The organism is Melioribacteraceae bacterium 4301-Me, assembly GCA_041538185.1.
Taxonomy (GTDB): domain Bacteria; phylum Bacteroidota; class Ignavibacteria; order Ignavibacteriales; family Melioribacteraceae; genus Pyranulibacter; species Pyranulibacter aquaticus.
In genome coordinates this window covers 175,443-192,661 of record JBGORM010000004.1, presented here as the reverse complement: position 1 = coordinate 192,661, position 17,219 = coordinate 175,443, and the positions used below count along the sequence as shown (strand labels likewise).

General features: G+C 32.3%; 13 protein-coding genes. 2 read left to right on the top strand and 11 right to left on the bottom strand.

Annotated features, from left to right (window positions below; translation table 11 throughout):
* Positions 1-15 precede the first annotated feature (15 nt).
* Both ABRY23_08635 and ABRY23_08630 read right to left on the bottom strand, forming a co-directional pair.
* Positions 16-252 carry a hypothetical protein gene (locus ABRY23_08635; GenBank protein ID MFA3783114.1) on the bottom strand — a complete coding sequence of 79 codons (237 nt, stop codon included), beginning with the start codon at positions 250-252 and terminating at the stop codon, positions 16-18.
* Complete coding sequence (locus ABRY23_08630; protein ID MFA3783113.1) at positions 249-1,049, bottom strand: DUF6662 family protein; 801 nt, start codon at positions 1,047-1,049, stop codon at positions 249-251. The genes ABRY23_08635 and ABRY23_08630 overlap by 4 nt, the downstream gene beginning before the upstream one ends.
* A 269-nt stretch (positions 1,050-1,318) precedes the next feature.
* Here ABRY23_08630 and bshC point away from each other — a divergent pair, with 269 nt between their 5' ends.
* Positions 1,319-2,944, top strand: coding sequence for a bacillithiol biosynthesis cysteine-adding enzyme BshC (gene bshC / locus ABRY23_08625; protein MFA3783112.1), 1,626 nt, complete (start codon positions 1,319-1,321; stop codon positions 2,942-2,944).
* Here the strand turns inward: bshC and aroA are convergent.
* The 6 genes from aroA to ABRY23_08595 all read right to left on the bottom strand — a co-directional run bounded on the left by aroA (position 2,941) and on the right by ABRY23_08595 (position 7,619).
* Positions 2,941-4,218 carry a 3-phosphoshikimate 1-carboxyvinyltransferase gene (gene aroA, locus ABRY23_08620; protein MFA3783111.1) on the bottom strand — a complete coding sequence of 426 codons (1,278 nt, stop codon included), beginning with the start codon at positions 4,216-4,218 and terminating at the stop codon, positions 2,941-2,943. The genes bshC and aroA overlap by 4 nt on opposite strands.
* Positions 4,215-4,814, bottom strand: coding sequence for a TrmH family RNA methyltransferase (locus ABRY23_08615; protein MFA3783110.1), 600 nt, complete (start codon positions 4,812-4,814; stop codon positions 4,215-4,217). Before ABRY23_08615 ends, aroA begins: the two co-directional genes overlap by 4 nt.
* Positions 4,798-5,037, bottom strand: coding sequence for a type II toxin-antitoxin system HicB family antitoxin (locus ABRY23_08610; protein MFA3783109.1), 240 nt, complete (start codon positions 5,035-5,037; stop codon positions 4,798-4,800). The genes ABRY23_08615 and ABRY23_08610 overlap by 17 nt, the downstream gene beginning before the upstream one ends.
* 2 nt (positions 5,038-5,039) lie before the next feature.
* On the bottom strand, positions 5,040-5,717 hold the full coding sequence (deoC, locus tag ABRY23_08605) for a deoxyribose-phosphate aldolase (protein ID MFA3783108.1): 678 nt from the start codon (positions 5,715-5,717) through the stop codon (positions 5,040-5,042).
* 194 nt (positions 5,718-5,911) lie between these two features.
* Positions 5,912-6,802, bottom strand: a complete 891-nt coding sequence (gene folD, locus ABRY23_08600; GenBank protein ID MFA3783107.1) for a bifunctional methylenetetrahydrofolate dehydrogenase/methenyltetrahydrofolate cyclohydrolase FolD — start codon at positions 6,800-6,802, stop codon at positions 5,912-5,914.
* A gap of 7 nt (positions 6,803-6,809) precedes the next feature.
* Entirely contained in the window at positions 6,810-7,619 is an 810-nt protein-coding gene (locus ABRY23_08595) for a TIGR00282 family metallophosphoesterase (GenBank protein ID MFA3783106.1), read from the bottom strand.
* Positions 7,620-8,028: 409 nt separating this feature from the next.
* Here ABRY23_08595 and ABRY23_08590 point away from each other — a divergent pair, with 409 nt between their 5' ends.
* Entirely contained in the window at positions 8,029-9,684 is a 1,656-nt protein-coding gene (locus ABRY23_08590) for an exonuclease domain-containing protein (protein ID MFA3783105.1), read from the top strand.
* A 76-nt stretch (positions 9,685-9,760) separates the two neighbouring features.
* Here ABRY23_08590 and ABRY23_08585 read toward each other — a convergent pair whose 3' ends face one another.
* The 3 genes from ABRY23_08585 to ABRY23_08575 form a co-directional block, all read right to left on the bottom strand.
* On the bottom strand, positions 9,761-14,593 hold the full coding sequence (locus ABRY23_08585; protein ID MFA3783104.1) for a GNAT family N-acetyltransferase: 4,833 nt from the start codon (positions 14,591-14,593) through the stop codon (positions 9,761-9,763).
* Between the two features lies 1 nt (position 14,594).
* The gene (locus ABRY23_08580; GenBank protein ID MFA3783103.1) at positions 14,595-15,602 is read right to left on the bottom strand and encodes a lytic transglycosylase domain-containing protein; all 1,008 of its coding nucleotides are present in this window, start codon (positions 15,600-15,602) and stop codon (positions 14,595-14,597) included.
* Positions 15,603-15,769: 167 nt separating this feature from the next.
* Positions 15,770-17,092, bottom strand: a complete 1,323-nt coding sequence (locus ABRY23_08575; protein ID MFA3783102.1) for a citrate (Si)-synthase — start codon at positions 17,090-17,092, stop codon at positions 15,770-15,772.
* Positions 17,093-17,219 lie beyond the last annotated feature (127 nt).

The following is a 17,219-nucleotide window of genomic DNA, read 5'->3' as shown; positions in this document are numbered from 1 at the left end:
ACAAATTTTTTGTATTCATTTTTCAGTCAAAAAATTTAAAATAGCTTTAGTTTCGTCATCACTCAATTTAGCTTTTTCTTTCATAACGACCATAATATCTTTCCATTTGCTCTTTGTAAATTCATCTTTTTTATACAATCTGTGGCAACCGCTACACTTATTATAATACAATTTTTCACCGTTACTGTTAAAGTATTCAGTTGACGAACATGCTATTACGCCTAGTAAGAGTAGTAAAAAAAAGTATTTCATAACTCGATGCCAAGAATTGTTCTTAGTTCGTATTTTTCATGACCAATAAGTTCCAAATTGCTATTTGAAGCTGGGTTTCCACTAATTTGAGCAATAAAATTGAAAACAATATAAAATTTATCTGACTGAAAACTAACAACTGGTCCTATAAAATTAGCGCGATTAACTTCACTACCATAAACATCTTCATAGCCTCTATCTTGCCTAAATTCCAATCCAACAGCTAAATTATTAGTCAGTTCATAAGCTACTCCCATAGTGATTTCAAAAGCAGACTCAGTCTCACTTTCAGTTATATTTCTCTCAATTTCCGAATTAAAATTCACAACCGAAATAATCTTATCAAATCTTTTGGTTAATAATATCTTAGGTTCATATTCAACCTTATCACCACCGTAAGCCAATTCAAAATATAAAGCAGGATCTATTAGCCACTGGTTTGGATTGGACAATCTGTATCTAAGTTCAAAAGATGTAGTAGAAAAACTAAAAGGTTTGGATTGATAGTTATTCTCAGAAGATTTCACCTCATTAAAATTTAAATACATCGACCCTGTCAAGCGATCAGTTATTCCGTATTCAAACTCGATTCTTGGCTGCCAGCGAGAATAATAGCCCAAGCCTTTAGAAATTCTTCCAGTTTGCCAAATTTCCAGTTCAAGGGCCCCTGCAGGCAATGTATATGAAGTGTATGACCTGGCAAAATATTTTTTGTCAGCTTTTACAACAGAAGAAGAAATTAAGATACCAGCAAAAATGAGATTTGAAAAAAGAAAAAGTTTATTATTGATTTTCATTTATACCTCACAAATATTTATTATTATTTAGCCTTAATCTAAATAAAGATAATTAAATTTGCAAGCTCGATTAAGGTTTTGTTTAAAAAACATTTATCATCAAAATCGATTCGGAAGTAGGATGTGTTTAAGCAATTTATGGTAGTTTTTTACTAAAAATATGGAGGGGAAATTTGATAAATTTTTAAGTTATATTAGCAATTAAATTTATAATTTGTTGAGTAGAAGCTGTTCTTTAATTATAAATTAAATATAAAGATGAGGTATAAATGTTTATTAATTTTGCAAAATTGCCTTATAATCAAAAGTTGTTTTTAGATTACATTCAAAATAATGAGAGTGTTTCAAAATATTATCATAGAAATTACCGCGATACAAGCAGTTATGAAGAATTTTTTAAGCTACTAACTGCTAAGAATAACTTTAACAGAGAAAATTTAATTAACATTATAAAAAGTCAATATGCCAACAACAATCCTACTCAGCAAACATTAAACAATATAGAGTTATTAAGGTCTTCAAACACATTGGCTGTTATTACAGGTCAACAATTAGGGATTTTCGGTGGACCCTTGTACACAATCTATAAAATCATTTCAGCTATAAAATTATGCAGCAATCTAAAAGAAAATTTTGATGCATTTAATTTCGTTCCAATTTTTTGGATGGAGGGTGATGACCATGATTTTGATGAAGCAAGCACTACCAGCATCATTGACAACAACAATAACGTTATTACCTTAAAATATGATGATGGACAAATAGAAGAACAAAATAGGGGCTCTGTAGGAGAAATTTTATTTAACCGTAGTCTTAATGAACTACTAAATAATCTTAGCAATAATTTACGTGAAAGCGAATTTAAACCACAATTAATGACATTATTAAAATCAATTTACACAGAAGGTAAAACATTTGCCCAAAGTTTTAGAGATTTACTATTCAAATTATTTGATGAATATGGACTAATAATTTTTAATCCATTAGACGCTGAGGTAAAAAAATTATTGAAGCCTGTATTTATAAAAGAGATTACTGAGTACAGCTCTCATGCTGACAAATTGGTAGAACGGAGCGCCGAACTTGAAGATGCTTACCATGCACAAGTAAAAGTGAAACCTATAAATCTCTTTTATATAGATAACAACGAAAGACTATTGATTGAACCAACTGATAACGATTACAGACTTAAAGGAAAAAGAAAAAAATTTTCGCGAGAAGAATTAATTAATTTACTCAGTTCTCAGCCTGAGAGGTTTAGTCCAAATGTAATTTTACGTCCTATATGTCAAGACTATTTATTTCCAACTGCATTTTATATTGCTGGTCCAAGTGAAATAAGTTACTTCGCACAAATTACTCCTATGTACGAAATCTATAAAATAGCACAACCATTTATATATCCCCGCGCCTCTGCCACTCTTGTTGAAAAAGGCATAAAGAACATATTAGAGAAATATAACCTTACTTATTTTGATGTATTCAAGGGAGAACAAGAAATAGTTAATATGGTAATCAGTTCGCTTTCGGAATTGAATCTCGATGCAATTTTTGAAAACACAATCACAGAGATAAATTCAATAATGGGTAACCTTAATCACAATTTAGTTACTATAGATAAAACCCTTACCGATATTATAGATAAGTCAAAAGAAAAGATTTTGCAGACAATTGAAGCGATTAAAGCCAAAACTCAAGAAGCAGAACAAAGAAAATATGAGGTTGCAGTTAGACAAGTCAAAAAAGTAAGTAATGCGTTATTACCTAACAACAATTTACAAGAGCGCGAGCTTAACTTTTTTTATTTTGCTAATAAGTATGGCTTAGATCTTTTAAAGAGAATCTATAGTGAATTAGCTATCAATAAGTTTGAGCACCAAATTATTGAAATTTAGCTTGCAATTAAGCTTAATTGTTCCAAAAAACTTGGATTTGAAATCTTCACACATTCAAAATCGGTCACTTTACCGCCTTGCGGAAGAAGAGTAGACAATATTGCAAATGCCATAGCAATTCTATGGTCGTTGTAGCTGTTAAACATTACAGTTTCATTAGATAAATTTCCATTTACTACAAAGCCGTCATCAAACTCATCTACCTTCAAGCCGGCAAGTTTATAATTCTCACATAAAGCTTTTATTCTATCGCTCTCCTTAAACCTCAATTCTCTTGCGTTAGTAATCTTAAAACTGCCTTCAGCAAAAACACCAGCTATCGATAAAATTGGTATTTCATCAATTATATTAGGAATAATTGCTTTATCAATTTCAACGTTTCTCAGTTTGCTTGATTTAACTATTACATCACCAATCTCTTCATTTTTTTCATGACTTGCATTTAAAATTTCTATATTTCCCCCCATTTCTTTTAATAATTTTATAACACCTATTCTCGTAGGATTTAAGGATATATTTTTAAGCAGTAATTCTGATTCCGGCAAAAGCAAAGCGAGCACCATAAAAAAAGATGCACTTGATATATCGGATGGTATATTCATCACGAAAGAAGAAGGGTAATATTTTTTTGAAGAATAAATTTTTTTCATACTATTATTTTGACTTGTTCTTAAGCCAAGCATTTTTTCGGTATGGTCTCTTGTAGAAAAATTTTCTATAACAGTGCTTTCTTCATTGAGGTGTAAAGCAGCAAAAAGTATGGAGCTTTTAACTTGTGCACTTGCCACAGGCATTTCATATTCAATTGGTTTTAAAACAGAGGGATAAATTTTTAAAGGGAGTGTCCCCGAATTTGAAGTAAATATATTCGCATTCATTTTCCTTAGTGGTTCAACAATCCTTTGCATAGGTCGTTTTGATAAGGATTGGTCGCCTACTAATTCAGATTCAAAGTCTTGAGCAGATAAAATTCCCGTTAGCAACCTTGCAGTTGTACCAGAATTACCACAATCAAGTGTCTGTGTTGGTCTATTAAATCCCTTAAATCCTTTACCATAAACTTTCAATGTTGAGCGATTTTTTTCAAAGTTACAGCCAAGCTGTTCAAAACATTTAATGGTAGAATTAACATCTTCAGATGAAGATAAATTTTTAATTACAGATACTCCATCTGCCATACAAGCAATCATAACAGCACGGTGGGAAATAGACTTATCACCCGGTAATTTCAATTCGCCATTAACTCTGTTTACTCTGTTAAACTCCTTTATCACTTCTCACACCATTTATCAATTAAATTTTCTACTTCAGTCTTGTATTTGTTAACGTACTCTTCACTGTACATGCCTTTAAGGAATCTTTGTCTAAAAGCTTCATATAGAATAACAGCAGCAGCCACAGAAACGTTTAGACTTTGCACCATACCGCTCATTGGAATAAAAAAAAGCTCATCGGATAATTTTCTTACTTCGTCAGATATTCCCCTATGTTCATTACCAACTACTATTGCAACTTTTTCTGTTAGATCCAATGAATAAAGATCCTTTGCTTTTTCATCTAAAGTTGTCGAGTAAATCTTAAGACCTTGATTACGCAGTTCGTTAAAACAAGTTTTAGCATCCACATATTTATCAAATTCGACCCATTTATTTGCTGATGCAGAACTAACCCGCCCTATCTTAGGAAATTTTTCTACATTGTAAATTAATGACACTTTTTGTACGCCAACAGCATCGCAAGTGCGAAAAATTGCGCTTACATTATGCGGGTCGTGAATATTTTCTAATACTAATCTAAGTGTAAACTGCCTAGCTGAAGCCGCTTTAATAATTTTCTCCAATCTTTTTTGTGTCTTAAATCCTCTCATCATATTTATCAAAAACTAGTTTATATACAGTAATATTTCCTACCTTTCGCGCCTTGTCAATAATAATTTTTTTATTATTAGGTAATTTCAGATAAAATCGTACTAGTTCCAGAATTTTTTCTATCAAAACATCTTCATTGTGAGCCCACGATTCACAACCTTTAAGAGAGGGTACTTCAGCACTATAACCATCTACATTTTTTGTAATTATTAAATCAAGAACCACTTTTAATATCCACCCGGTGATTTTTCGCCTTTAACAATTTTGACACTTGCACTTGCACCAATTCTATCAGCGCCGCTTTCAATCATTGCCGCAGCATCTTCTGCAGTTCTTATTCCACCAGAAGCCTTTACACCAACACTGCTTCCAACTACATACTTCATTAGTGCTACATCACCAACTGTTGCCCCTCCCTTACTAAAGCCTGTCGACGTCTTTACAAAATCAGCTTTTGCCTGTTTACTAATTAAACATGCTTTAATTTTTTCTTCATCAGTTAATAATGCTGTTTCAATTATTACTTTACACAAGCCGTTATGCTTTTTTGCTGCTAAAACTACTTGATTGATGTCGTTAAAAACATATTCATAGTTACCGCTTTTAAGCATACCAATATTTATCACCATGTCAATTTCTTGTGCGCCGTTGACAAGGGCTTGTTCAGCTTCGTATCTTTTAACTTCTGTTGTTGTAGCCCCTAATGGGAAACCTATAACAGTGCAAACTTTTACAGCAGTATCTTTTAGTAAATCTCGGCATATAGGCACGAAACAAGGATTTACACAAACAGAGGCAAAACCATACTCTTTTGCTTCTGAACATAATATTTTAATATCTTCAATTGTAGCTTCAGGTTTTAAGAGAGTATGATCGATGTACTTAGCTAAGCTTTTGTCATGCAGGTCATCTCCAATTCCCAAACCTGCTGCAATTCTATCAGCACCATTTTTTATTATGTTTTGAATTGCCGTCGGTTGGTCCACAACATTACGTTCCCATCCTTCGCATGTGTTGCCCCTGCAGTAAAAATCATGCAGTGCCTTTTCAATAAATACTTGCGAAACAACCTTGTCAATTATTGATGCATTCATATTTATTAATTCTTTAGTGATTCAATTTTTTCAAATGCTGTTATAGTATTTTTAAGCAGCATTGCAACCGTCATCAATCCGACTCCACCAGGCACAGGTGTAATAAAAGAAGCTTTGTTAACAACGTTTTCAAAATCAACATCTCCTACAATTCTATAGCCCTTTTCTGTTGTGTTATCTTCAATTCTATTAATCCCAACATCAATCACAACTGCACCCTCTTTAACCATATCCTCTTTAATGAAAAGAGGTTTCCCAATTGCAGCTATTAGTATATCTGCCTGTTTAGTATAAATTGTTAAATCTTTAGCTGCTGAATGACATATAGTTACTACAGCATTTGCACCATCTTTTTTTTGTAACAGCATATTCGCTATTGGTTTGCCTACAATATTACTTCTGCCAACAACAACAACATGTTTCCCGCTTGGATTAATTGAATATCTAAAAAGAAGCTCAAGGATGCCATAAGGTGTACATGGGTACAAAGTATCTTTACCAATTACCAAATTACCAACATTATATGGATGGAATCCATCTACATCTTTTAATGGATTAATAGATTCAATTACAACATCCTCTTTTAAATGTTCGGGCAAAGGCAACTGAACTAAAATGCCATGAAAATTTTCGTCGTTGTTATATTTTTTTATTATTGAAAGCAATTCATCTTGAGTGATTGCTGCGTCAAATTTTTCAAACACAGAGTTTATGCCTATTTCCCTGCATGCCTTAACTTTCGAATTAACATAACTTAAGGAAGCTGGGTTATTACCGACAAGTATAGTAACTAAACCGGGCACTTTATTGTACTTTATTTTTAAAAATTCTATTTTTTCTTTAAGCTCAGCTTTAACTTGTGCTGCTACTTTTTTCCCATCAATAATCACGGCCATTGAGTTTTTATCCTGAACTTTTAGCTAATTTATCAAATTCGGGCATAAATATTCTCTCTATTTCTAAAGTTTTACCTGATTGACCATCAACTTTAAAAAACAACCCGCAAAGATGAACGTTATCAGTAGCTGTCTGGTATTTTTGTGGCGTCTGGTATAAGAACCTATTTATTGCTGCATCTGTTTTCATTCCAATAACAGAATCATAAGGTCCAGTCATACCAACATCTGTAATATAACCAGTACCGTTGGGGAAAATTCTTTCATCAGCTGTCTGGACATGTGTATGTGTTCCAATTACTGCTGAGACTTTTCCATCAAGATAATTTGCGAGGGCAAGCTTCTCCGCCGTAGCTTCAGCATGAAAATCTACAATAATAACATTCGTCTCGTTCTTCAATTTAGGTATTATCCAGTCAGATGTTCTAAACGGGCAGTCTATCGGATTCATATAAGCTCTACCTTGCAAATTCAGTACCGCTACTTTCCCTTTATGATTTGAAATTATATAATAACCGTTTCCGTGAGTGCCTTTTGGATAATTTAAAGGTCTAATAGAGCGTGGCTCTTTTTTTAAGAATTCTTGAGATTGTGGCTTATCCCATGTATGATTACCGCCTGTAATTGCATCAACCCCTAAATCAAAAAGCTGTTTAGCTTCCTTTTCAGTGCAGCCCTTTCCGTCAGAAGCATTCTCACCATTTACAATCGTAACATCTGCTCTAAATTTTTTTTGCAGCCCAGGTAAATACATCTGAACAATATCCATTCCCGGCTTGCCAACTATATCTCCAATGAATAAAATATTTATGTTCACTAATCTTTTATCATAATTTTTTTCTTTGGACGTGAAATATATTGAAAATCAAATGAATAGTGAAAAGTGGATTGTTTTAATAAATGCGCCACTTTAAGAAATCATACATTTTATTGCCTTATCATATTGTGAATGGTAACAATTATCTTCTTTCATAAAATTCTTTTACTAAATTTATATTTGTCCAGCTTAATTTTTTGCTGTTGCTATTTAAAATAAACAATAATTAAGCTTACTAATAAGTATACAAGAAAAAAATTATTTTTAAAATAATTTTTAAGTGTATTGGAAATTTGATTCCATCTTAAAAATGAATAACAACAAGTTGTACCTTTACTATACAAAGCCATTTGACTAATCGTATCATACGCATATAATAATTCTATTTTCTTAAATTTGTCTATAAAAAATGAAGAAAGAAATAGACATAAGCGAAGTACCGTTTGAGGACGGTGAATACTGTGTATTCGATTTTGAGACAACAGGTACCTCACCATTTAACGATAGAGTAATTGAGATTGGAATTGTAAAAATAAAAAAAGGCAAGATTACTGATACTTTTCAATCATTAATTAATCCAGAAATGTCTATTCCTGCTTTTATTACTGAGATGACAGGGATAACAAATGAGGATTTAGTAAAAGCACCTACTTTTGAAAAAATATTTCCGGAAATAGAAAAATTTTTTGGCAGTTCAGTTTTAGTTGCACACAATTTTCAATTTGATTATTCATTTCTTAAAAGCGAATGTAAAAATCTATACTTGAATCCGCCTCAAAATCCTTCAATATGTACAGTACAACTTGCACGCAGGCTTTACCCTGAACTCAAAAGCAAGTCACTAGGAATTTTAGTAAGACATCTTAAAATCAGACACAGAAATGTTCATAGAGGGCTAGGCGATTCAATGGCTACAGCCAAAATTTTTATAAAAATGTTTAACCTTCTGCGCAATGAACATAATATCGAGACTATAAGCGATTTAATTAATTTCCAGAAAACTCCCGGCTCTGCACTTGTCTATAGAATAATCAAAAAAAAATTAGCTGATGACTTAAGCAGTTTACCATCTTCTCCAGGTGTTTATTTTTTTAAAGATAAAAGAGAAAAAATAATTTATATCGGAAAAGCTAAATCTTTGAAGCAACGTGTCTCGCAGTATTTTTTAAATAATGCCCCCAAAAAAATAAAAGAAATAGTAAGAAAAGCTGAGAGAATAGGCTTTACTCCAACTAATTCAGAACTAACCGCTTTGTTAAAAGAAGCAGAGTTAATTAAAATCCATTTCCCGCATTATAACACAATGCTTAAACAGTATTCTAAAAATTACTTTATAAAGATTTTGTTGACTCATAATGCACCAACAGCAGTTCAAACAAATGATTTTTTTTTCGACGGCAATGATTATTTCGGACCCTATTCAAGCAAACAAACAGCAAAGATTTTATTAGAAATTATCGATAGAACTTTTAGGTTGAGAGAGTGCAGTGACAAAGAATTCAGCAAAAAGAAAAAATGTTATTTAGCCGATATTGACCGCTGTCTGGCTCCTTGTGTCCAAAATATTGACAATGATTACAAAAATGAATTGGATTTAGTCTATGAATTTTTAGCCGGTGAAAACCAATGGGCTGTAAATCGTCTGTTGAACAGAATGAAAGAACTTGCACAAAAACAAAAGTATGAAGAGGCAGCAAATGTAAGAGACCTTGTAAATGAAATTCTACATCAAATACACAAAACTTCAATATTAGCAGAACCAATCAATAAAGCTAAAGTTCTTTTCGAAATTAGGGGTTATAACAGCCCAGACTATATTTTACTTATAAATGGTAAAATGACAATAAAAAATGAAATGAAATTAGAAAACGATGATTTTACAATATCGCTTCAAGATTATTTTAACGGCAGCATTTTTCGTTCACAGGATTTAGACAAAAATGATTTAGAGAAATTAAAAATTGCATTGAATTGGCTAATTAAAAACAAGGAATCCGTTAGAGTCCATTATTTAAAAGATTACAACTCCATCGAACAATTATATGCAGCCCAAATTTTTCACTAAAGAAATTTATGATTAATAAAAAGGGGCATCAGGGGAAACTTGCTTCTTAAAATAAAAATTAATTCTTCGAACAATACTAAATTTCAGTGAGGTCTTTAACTAAGCCAGAGAATTTTTTCTCTATTTTGAAACCAAATCTGTAGAAATATTCTGGCCTAAAATAACCAGTAGTAAGCGATTTATAACCATCGTTTTTTAGCCTTTTTGAAAGTTCATTCATTAGGCCTTCACTTATACCTTTTCTTCGATACATATTTGAAACTACAATTTTTTCCATGTGTACAGTATTCTCATCAATTGGAAGATAAAACAAACCACCAATTATAAATCCTCTTTCAGAAAGTGCTACTAAAAATTGATGTTCTGGACGAAAATTAACAATCAAATTAGCCTCAATAAATAATTGATGCAGCCGTGAAATTTCTTTTGGAGAGATTGGCTTTCGAATTAAGAAAACATTACCATCGTAGTCAACCAATTGTACAACCAAGTTTGATGATTCTGGACCCTCGGCTTTTATTTTAATTATAGCAGCAGAATCAGTTGGTTTAAGAAATGGGTATGTAAGTCGAGTTAAAAAGAAATTCTCTTTTTCTGTTAAGTTAAATTCCGAATGCAAATTTGTCAGACGGATAGTAGCTTCATCTTTAGTGATTAAATGAAATTTTTGTTGTTTCATAATATTGAACAAAGCGTTCCTAAGAGAATTATTAGAGTCGCTAAAAACCGTTTCCAAGAAAAATCTAATTCTAGTTTCCGGAAAGTTCTTTTCCAAATCTGGTAAGAAATATGTTTCATAAAGGTCATAGAGCATAGTAGCTTGTGCGCTTAAATCAGCATCCTTATTTAAAGCAAACCATCTCTTAAAGCGCTTAATTGCAAAAAAGAGTTGCTTAGGCATATATCCATAATTTTCTACTTGCTCAATAAATTCAGTTAATTTATCTGATAGTTCTTTAAGTTGAGTATTAAGTTCACTTTTACTAATTTCTTCTTTAAGCATATGCAGTAATTTTAATCCACTTCTTTCACCTTCAGCGTTTAACATGCCGGAAAAAATATAATCCCAAGCCGATTTAGATTTTAATGAAGGAAATTCTTTTTCAATTTCTATAACAAAACCATTATAAAAACTAATTAAGAAATCGACCAATGAACTGAACTCACCTCTTTCTGAGAAAGAAACAACTTTAGTGCCTGTCTGATAGTCGTGAGGCGGAATAATAAAATTATTTGGTGAAGGATCAGTAAGTTGAAGTTTATAGCCTGTTAACCTCCAAAAATTACAATAGGCAGCGGCAGCGTTCCATATAAAAAACTGCCATAGTAAAGAAAGTTTTGCTTCAGTTGATTCATCTTTCTGCGAAGCACTCGATTCAGATTTTCTAAATTCTTTTTGAATGAATTTTTTAACCGTATCACCGGGCACATATTTGCCTGTCCACATATCATAATTTTCCCAATACCCTCCAAAGTCTTCTGTAAATTCATGTAAAAAGTGCCGGCTGCCGGCTAAAATAAGCCAGTTCACCTCTTCAAGAATATTTTCTTTAGGCAATTTCTTATTTATATTCAATACCAGTTCAAAGCCGCCATAAAATCGTGTTTGTACTGAAATTCTATAAACTGACTTATCATGATAGCTTCGCAGGTGACTTATCCATATACCGCGCGGGAAAATATCGTCTAATCTAATTAGTTTACCATGAGAAAAAATAAATATTGCCTCTCTCAAAAGAGGTGTATCGATTATTGCCTCAGTAATTATTTCTTTATCACCAAAATCTACATTTTCATCAAATGTTATAACATCACCCCAAGTGTATTCATAGCCAGATTCCGAATCTACTGCAATAGTTTGATTTGGACCCAACCATTCCCTAAAATTATTTTGCAATTCATTAAGATTAATTGAAACCAATTTTGAGAGTTCGCTCAAATCCTCACGATTCTGAGCTTGCTTAGCAATAGTTATATACTTAACAAAAACTTGTCTAATTCTCTGATAGGATGCTGGATGATAACTGCCGTAAACTTTCAACAGCTTGAAAAGAGATGGAATAAAAGTGTTAGTTAAATTTTTAGAAACTTCTGCTGTGTATTTATCAATTAAATTTTCTGTAACAGTTATAATGTTTATATCACGTTTAAGTTTAATAATTTTTTCAATAACATAATCGTTCAGCAAATCATAGTCGAAATTCAAAAATGTGTTAAAAAGATTAAATGTATTTAAGTTATCTTTTGCAGTTAAAGCCGTTAAAAACATTTCTCTTCTTATTTCAATAGATTTTCCCAGATGAGGTCTTTGAATTAAATCTAAAGCTATTTTGTAAATTGATTGAGATGAATCTTGCAGCAGATTTGAAATGTAGACTAATGCTAATTTTGCTTCTTGGCAATCTGTCTGAATAATTAAAGATGCTAAGTTAAGTCCACGCAGCGAATATTCTCTCTGTTCAAAAATTTTTTTGAAAACATCAATAAAAGGTGAGCAATCGATTAGTTCATTAGAGACCGAATGAAATTTAATATTTTTGTCATGATGTACCTGTCGGACCCACTCAAAAATTGATTCGCCTGCAAACCTATATAATTCAAAATTTCCCAGCCAAAGGTAAGGGTTAGTCAATATTGATTGAATATCAACATGTTCCATGTTAACTGTATAATTAAAACTACCAATTGTAATTTGGTTATTATCTTTTTTTTCAATTCGCAGTGACAAATTTAATTTAGGGATTAAAAGGAAAGAATTATCAGCCACTACATCGCGGCTCAAAGTTCCTTTCTCACGTAAAAACCAGTTAGGCACCCAAACTTCTAAGCCATTTACCTCAATTTGAGTGTGAGGTTTCACATACATTTGTTCGATTATTGATTTAAAATTTTCCTCTATCACCCGCCGTTTATAAGTCCCTTTAGGCGTTAATTCTCCATATTCAGCTGAAAATGGTCTGTCAATCAAGCGGAAATCTATAATTCTTTCGAAAGGTGAGAGAAATTTATTTACTGAGACAACAGTAGAAGCAAAATACTCTTGCTTCTGCTGAAAAGTCATCTCGGCAAGCACAGTTTCTTCAAATTCTTTTTTAGGATTAATTAGAATTGTATTAAATGGTCTATGGTCTCCTACCAAGAAGACTTGATTAATAAATTCGAAATCTCTAAAAAGGTTTTCAATTTTTTGAGGTGCTATAGTTTCGCCTTTAATATTCTTATAAATTTCTTTTTTACGGTCTACAATTTCAACATATCCATTAGAATCCATTTCCATTATATCGCCTGTATGGAACCAACCTTCGGCATCAAAAGTTTTCTTTTTTTCTTCATCGAAATAACCCAGCATTACATAAGGTCCACGAATTAATAATTCGCCATCTGGATTAACCTTTATTTCAATTCCAGGCAGCGCACATCCCAAAGAATTTTCGATATATTTGCCTGGCGGGGTCATAGTTATTCCGCCAGTAGCTTCAGTCATACCAAAACCGCTCATTAACTCAATGCCATAACGTTGAAAAAAGAGAAAAATTTCCGGGGGTAAATAGCCAGCTGCAGATAGTCCCCATTTTAAATTACCGCCTGTTATATTTTCTATTGTAGATTTTATTTTATCGTGTTCATCTATTTCAATATTTACTTTGGTAGAAATAAATTCATAAAGCTGCATCCACTTTTTAGGTATACTGATAAAAATTGTAGGTTTGAACAATTGCATATTTTCTGTCATAGTTTCGACAGAGGGGTTTTCCATAAAACAATACTCTGCACCCCAAAAAAGTGAGCCAAATAATTCAAAATATCTTCCAAATGTGTGGTAAAGAGGCAGGTAAGCTAAAAATCTGTCGTTCTCACCGATTTGAGGTATAGCCATAGCCCTGCAAAAACGTTTATAAATTATATTCAACTGAGAAAACATTATTCCTTTTGGATCACCCGTAGTGCCAGAAGTATACATTATTGTAGCCACATCATTAACAAAATCAGAACTGCCAAAAGCCAATTTAAAGTGATTAAACTCCTCTTCTGAGTGCTGGTTAGCCATTTCAATAAATTTGTTGAAAGGAATTACCCATTCATCAGTAACATTTCCTTTAACTAAGACAACTATTTTTAAGTGTTTTAATTCTTTCCTAATTGATCTAATTTTTATTAATTCCTTCTCATCGTAAACAAACAATACTGAGGCTTTTGTTTGGTTCAGTATAAATAATATATGATTAGAAACTGAATTTGCTGGAATCATAACATTTACAATTTTAGAAGACAAGCAGGCAATATCTAACAAAGCAGTTTCTAAAGAGTTTTCCATTAAAAAAGCAACAAATTTATTTTGCTGTTTGGTTATTAATGAAAGTAATGATTTAGAATATATATCGATAATTGACTTAACTTCGCGCCATTTATATTCTTTTATTGTCCCATTATCGAATACTTTGAATAGAGTTTTATTATAGTAATTTTTCAACCGCTGGCTTACTAAGGAAGCTATATCAAAGTTAGAAACTATAATCAAATCTAGAATTAGTTTTTCCCATCTTTTATCACCATAAATTTTAGTTAAAAATTCCGGCAATCTAAATAAATCGAGATAATCGTAAATAATATTTTTGAACTGGTCAGAATATGCAACTTCATTAACTAAAGATTTTCCAAAAAGGAAGTAAATTTCTTTATCAATTCTACTTACAATTATTTTATGCAAATTAGATGCAAACAAGTAAGAAAAAATTTGAGAAAGCTTGTCTAAAATTTCTTTTTCATGTAATAAATTTAACTCAACAACATTCAGCAAACATTCATCCAATAGTTTTGGCAGTTCGTTAGCAGTTTCTTCTGTAGCAGCTTTTTCGCCGGCCAATAACGCACTAATTATTCTGGAAAGTTTATTAGTTAAGTTTTCCATTTTACTCCAAGCTTATATTAATTGCATCTGGTTTAGGGATTTTAATAATGTAACTTTCCCCTTTTTGCAACGGTAAATAATTTTCTCTTAGCCATGGATTAAAGTACTTAAGAAATTTATAGTTAATACTATTGTCTTTTGCAAAATCAGCTAAGTCATTTATAGGTGCAGTAATTTTAATTTCATAAGTAGGTATTGGCTGATAATAATCATCTTTTTTAAGAATATAGCCATAGTTTTCTGGATTCAATAATATTGTTTTGATTGCTAAGACGCGGAAAATATAGCGGGAAGTCTCCTCGTTAAATAAAAGATCATAATAGTCATTTGATTTTTGTCGAGCAATTTGTTTATCAAGATTATCGAAGCCTATGTTAAATGAAGCTGCTGCCATAGTCCAACTCCCATATTTTGAGTAAGCTTCTTTTAAATATTTACAAGCGGCTTCGGTAGATTTTTCGACACTATATCTTTCATCAATCTCTTTTGTTATTTTCAATCCATATTGCTTGGCAGTTTTTTCAACAAACTGCCAAAATCCAACAGCATTTGCTATCGAAGTTGCATTACTTAAATTACTTTCTGCAGCACATAAATACTTAAAGTCATCAGGTACTCCATTTCTTTTTAGTATAGGCTCGATAACAGGAAACCATCTGGTAGATCTTTTTAATATTAATATTGTAGAAGAATGCCAATAGGTATTAACTATTAATTCCCTTTCAAATCTTTCCTTTACATCAATATCATTCAATGGAACTTTCTCGCCACAAAAATTTAGTTCTTTTGGCATCAGCGGAACAACAATTTTTAAGAAGTCGTTGCCTGCAATTTCTTCTTTTTTTAATCCGGGTTGTTTCTGAAATATTGCATTTATTGTAAAAAGAAGTATTAATGCAATAACTAAGATTAAAAAAACCGAAAAGTAATTTTTTAATTTAACCATAATAGTTAGTATTGTTTTTAATTTAGATTTCTCACCAGGAAAATTCTTCTTTTGAATTGACAAGCTGTAACTGTCAATTAAATCAATTATCAGACAGTAATAATAATAAGCATTTGAATAAATAAAAGCACCGTATATATAAAAAGAGATTCCACTTATGTCAAAGTGGAATCTCAGATTACTTTTAATTTTACATTACAGAACTAAAGCAGAAAAAGAGAAAAAGAACGCTAAGCTTCTACTTTTTTAGTAGCGTTTGCTGCAATTTCTTCAAGCATCGCGGTAGTAAGTGATTTAGGTCTTTCAATTGGATAACCTAATGCTCTTGCCCAAATAATATTAGAACAAACACCCAAGGCTCTGCCTACGCCGAATAAAACAGTGTAAAACTCATATTCACGAACGCCGTAGTACCATTGAATCACTCCGGATTGCGCATCAACGTTTGGCCAGGGGTTTTTAGCTTTACCTTGTTCTACTAAAATCGGCGGTACAACTTTATAAAGTATATCAACATATTTAAAAATCAAGTCATCAGGCAGATGTTTTAAGCAAAATTCTCTTTGAGCCATGTAACGAGGGTCAGTTTTTCTTAACACTGCATGCCCGTAGCCCGGTATTACTTGTCCACTTTTCAGTGTATCCCATACAAATTTTTTCATTTCCTCTTCAGTTGGTACCTTGCCGCCCATTTTTTCCATCACACCCTGAATCCATCGCAGCACTTCCTCATTAGCAAGTCCATGCAATGGCCCAGCAAGTCCATCTAACATAGCAGAGATTGCATAATAAATATCTGACAGCGCACTAGCGACTAAATGACCTGTGTGAGCACTTACGTTTCCGCTTTCATGGTCACTGTGAAGAATGAAATAAAGACGAGCAACATCGTCGTAAGGTTTACCAATGCCCATCATGTGAGCAAAGTTGCCGCCAAAATCTAAATTTGGGTCGGGTGGAATAATATCATCATTTTTATATTTCATTCTGTAGATATGAGCAGCAATTTCCGGCAGTTTAGCTAACAAGTTCATCGCATCTTCGTAATATGGATCCCAATAATCCATTTTGTTAATACCTTCGTGGTATTTTTTAACAAAAATAGATTCTCTTTGCATTGCTAAAATTGCAGCAGAGAACATAGTCATCGGATGAGTATCACGAGGCATAGCTCGAATTACATCAAAAACATATTGAGGCACTTTTTTCCGTTTGTTAAACTCTTCATGTACTTCCTTAACTTCTTCAATTGTAGGAATATCTCCTGTTAACAGCAGATAAAAAAAGCCTTCTACATACGGCATTTCGCAATTAGGTACCTTAGGCAGTTTTTCTAACACCTCAGGAATGGTATAGCCTCTGAATCTAATTCCTTCGTAAGGATCTAGATATGAAATATCAGTAACAAGACTTTTTACTCCGCGCATTCCACCAATAGCTTGACCAATAGTAACTTCACCAATCTTAACATCACCATATTCTTTGACTAACCTTTCAGTGCGGGGACGCCATTCATTAATTTTTTGTGCTAGTTTGTTTTTTAGGGTTGACATTAGTTCTTCCTCCTTGTGAACAATGTAATGGTTAACATGAAATAAACTATCTATTCACTTGATAGATTTAAATATCTATTCTTATTCATTTACTACTAATAATATTTCCTTATATATCTCTATTACT

Coding starts and splice junctions, on each gene's coding strand:
- bshC (MFA3783112.1), top strand. CDS start 1,319: ATGTTTATTAATTTTGCAAAATTGCCTTATAATCAAAAGTTGTTTTTA.
- ABRY23_08590 (MFA3783105.1), top strand. CDS start 8,029: ATGAAGAAAGAAATAGACATAAGCGAAGTACCGTTTGAGGACGGTGAA.
- ABRY23_08635 (MFA3783114.1), bottom strand. CDS start 252: ATGAAATACTTTTTTTTACTACTCTTACTAGGCGTAATAGCATGTTCG.
- ABRY23_08585 (MFA3783104.1), bottom strand. CDS start 14,593: ATGGAAAACTTAACTAATAAACTTTCCAGAATAATTAGTGCGTTATTG.
- ABRY23_08615 (MFA3783110.1), bottom strand. CDS start 4,814: ATGATGAGAGGATTTAAGACACAAAAAAGATTGGAGAAAATTATTAAA.
- ABRY23_08575 (MFA3783102.1), bottom strand. CDS start 17,092: ATGTCAACCCTAAAAAACAAACTAGCACAAAAAATTAATGAATGGCGT.
- folD (MFA3783107.1), bottom strand. CDS start 6,802: ATGGCCGTGATTATTGATGGGAAAAAAGTAGCAGCACAAGTTAAAGCT.
- ABRY23_08630 (MFA3783113.1), bottom strand. CDS start 1,049: ATGAAAATCAATAATAAACTTTTTCTTTTTTCAAATCTCATTTTTGCT.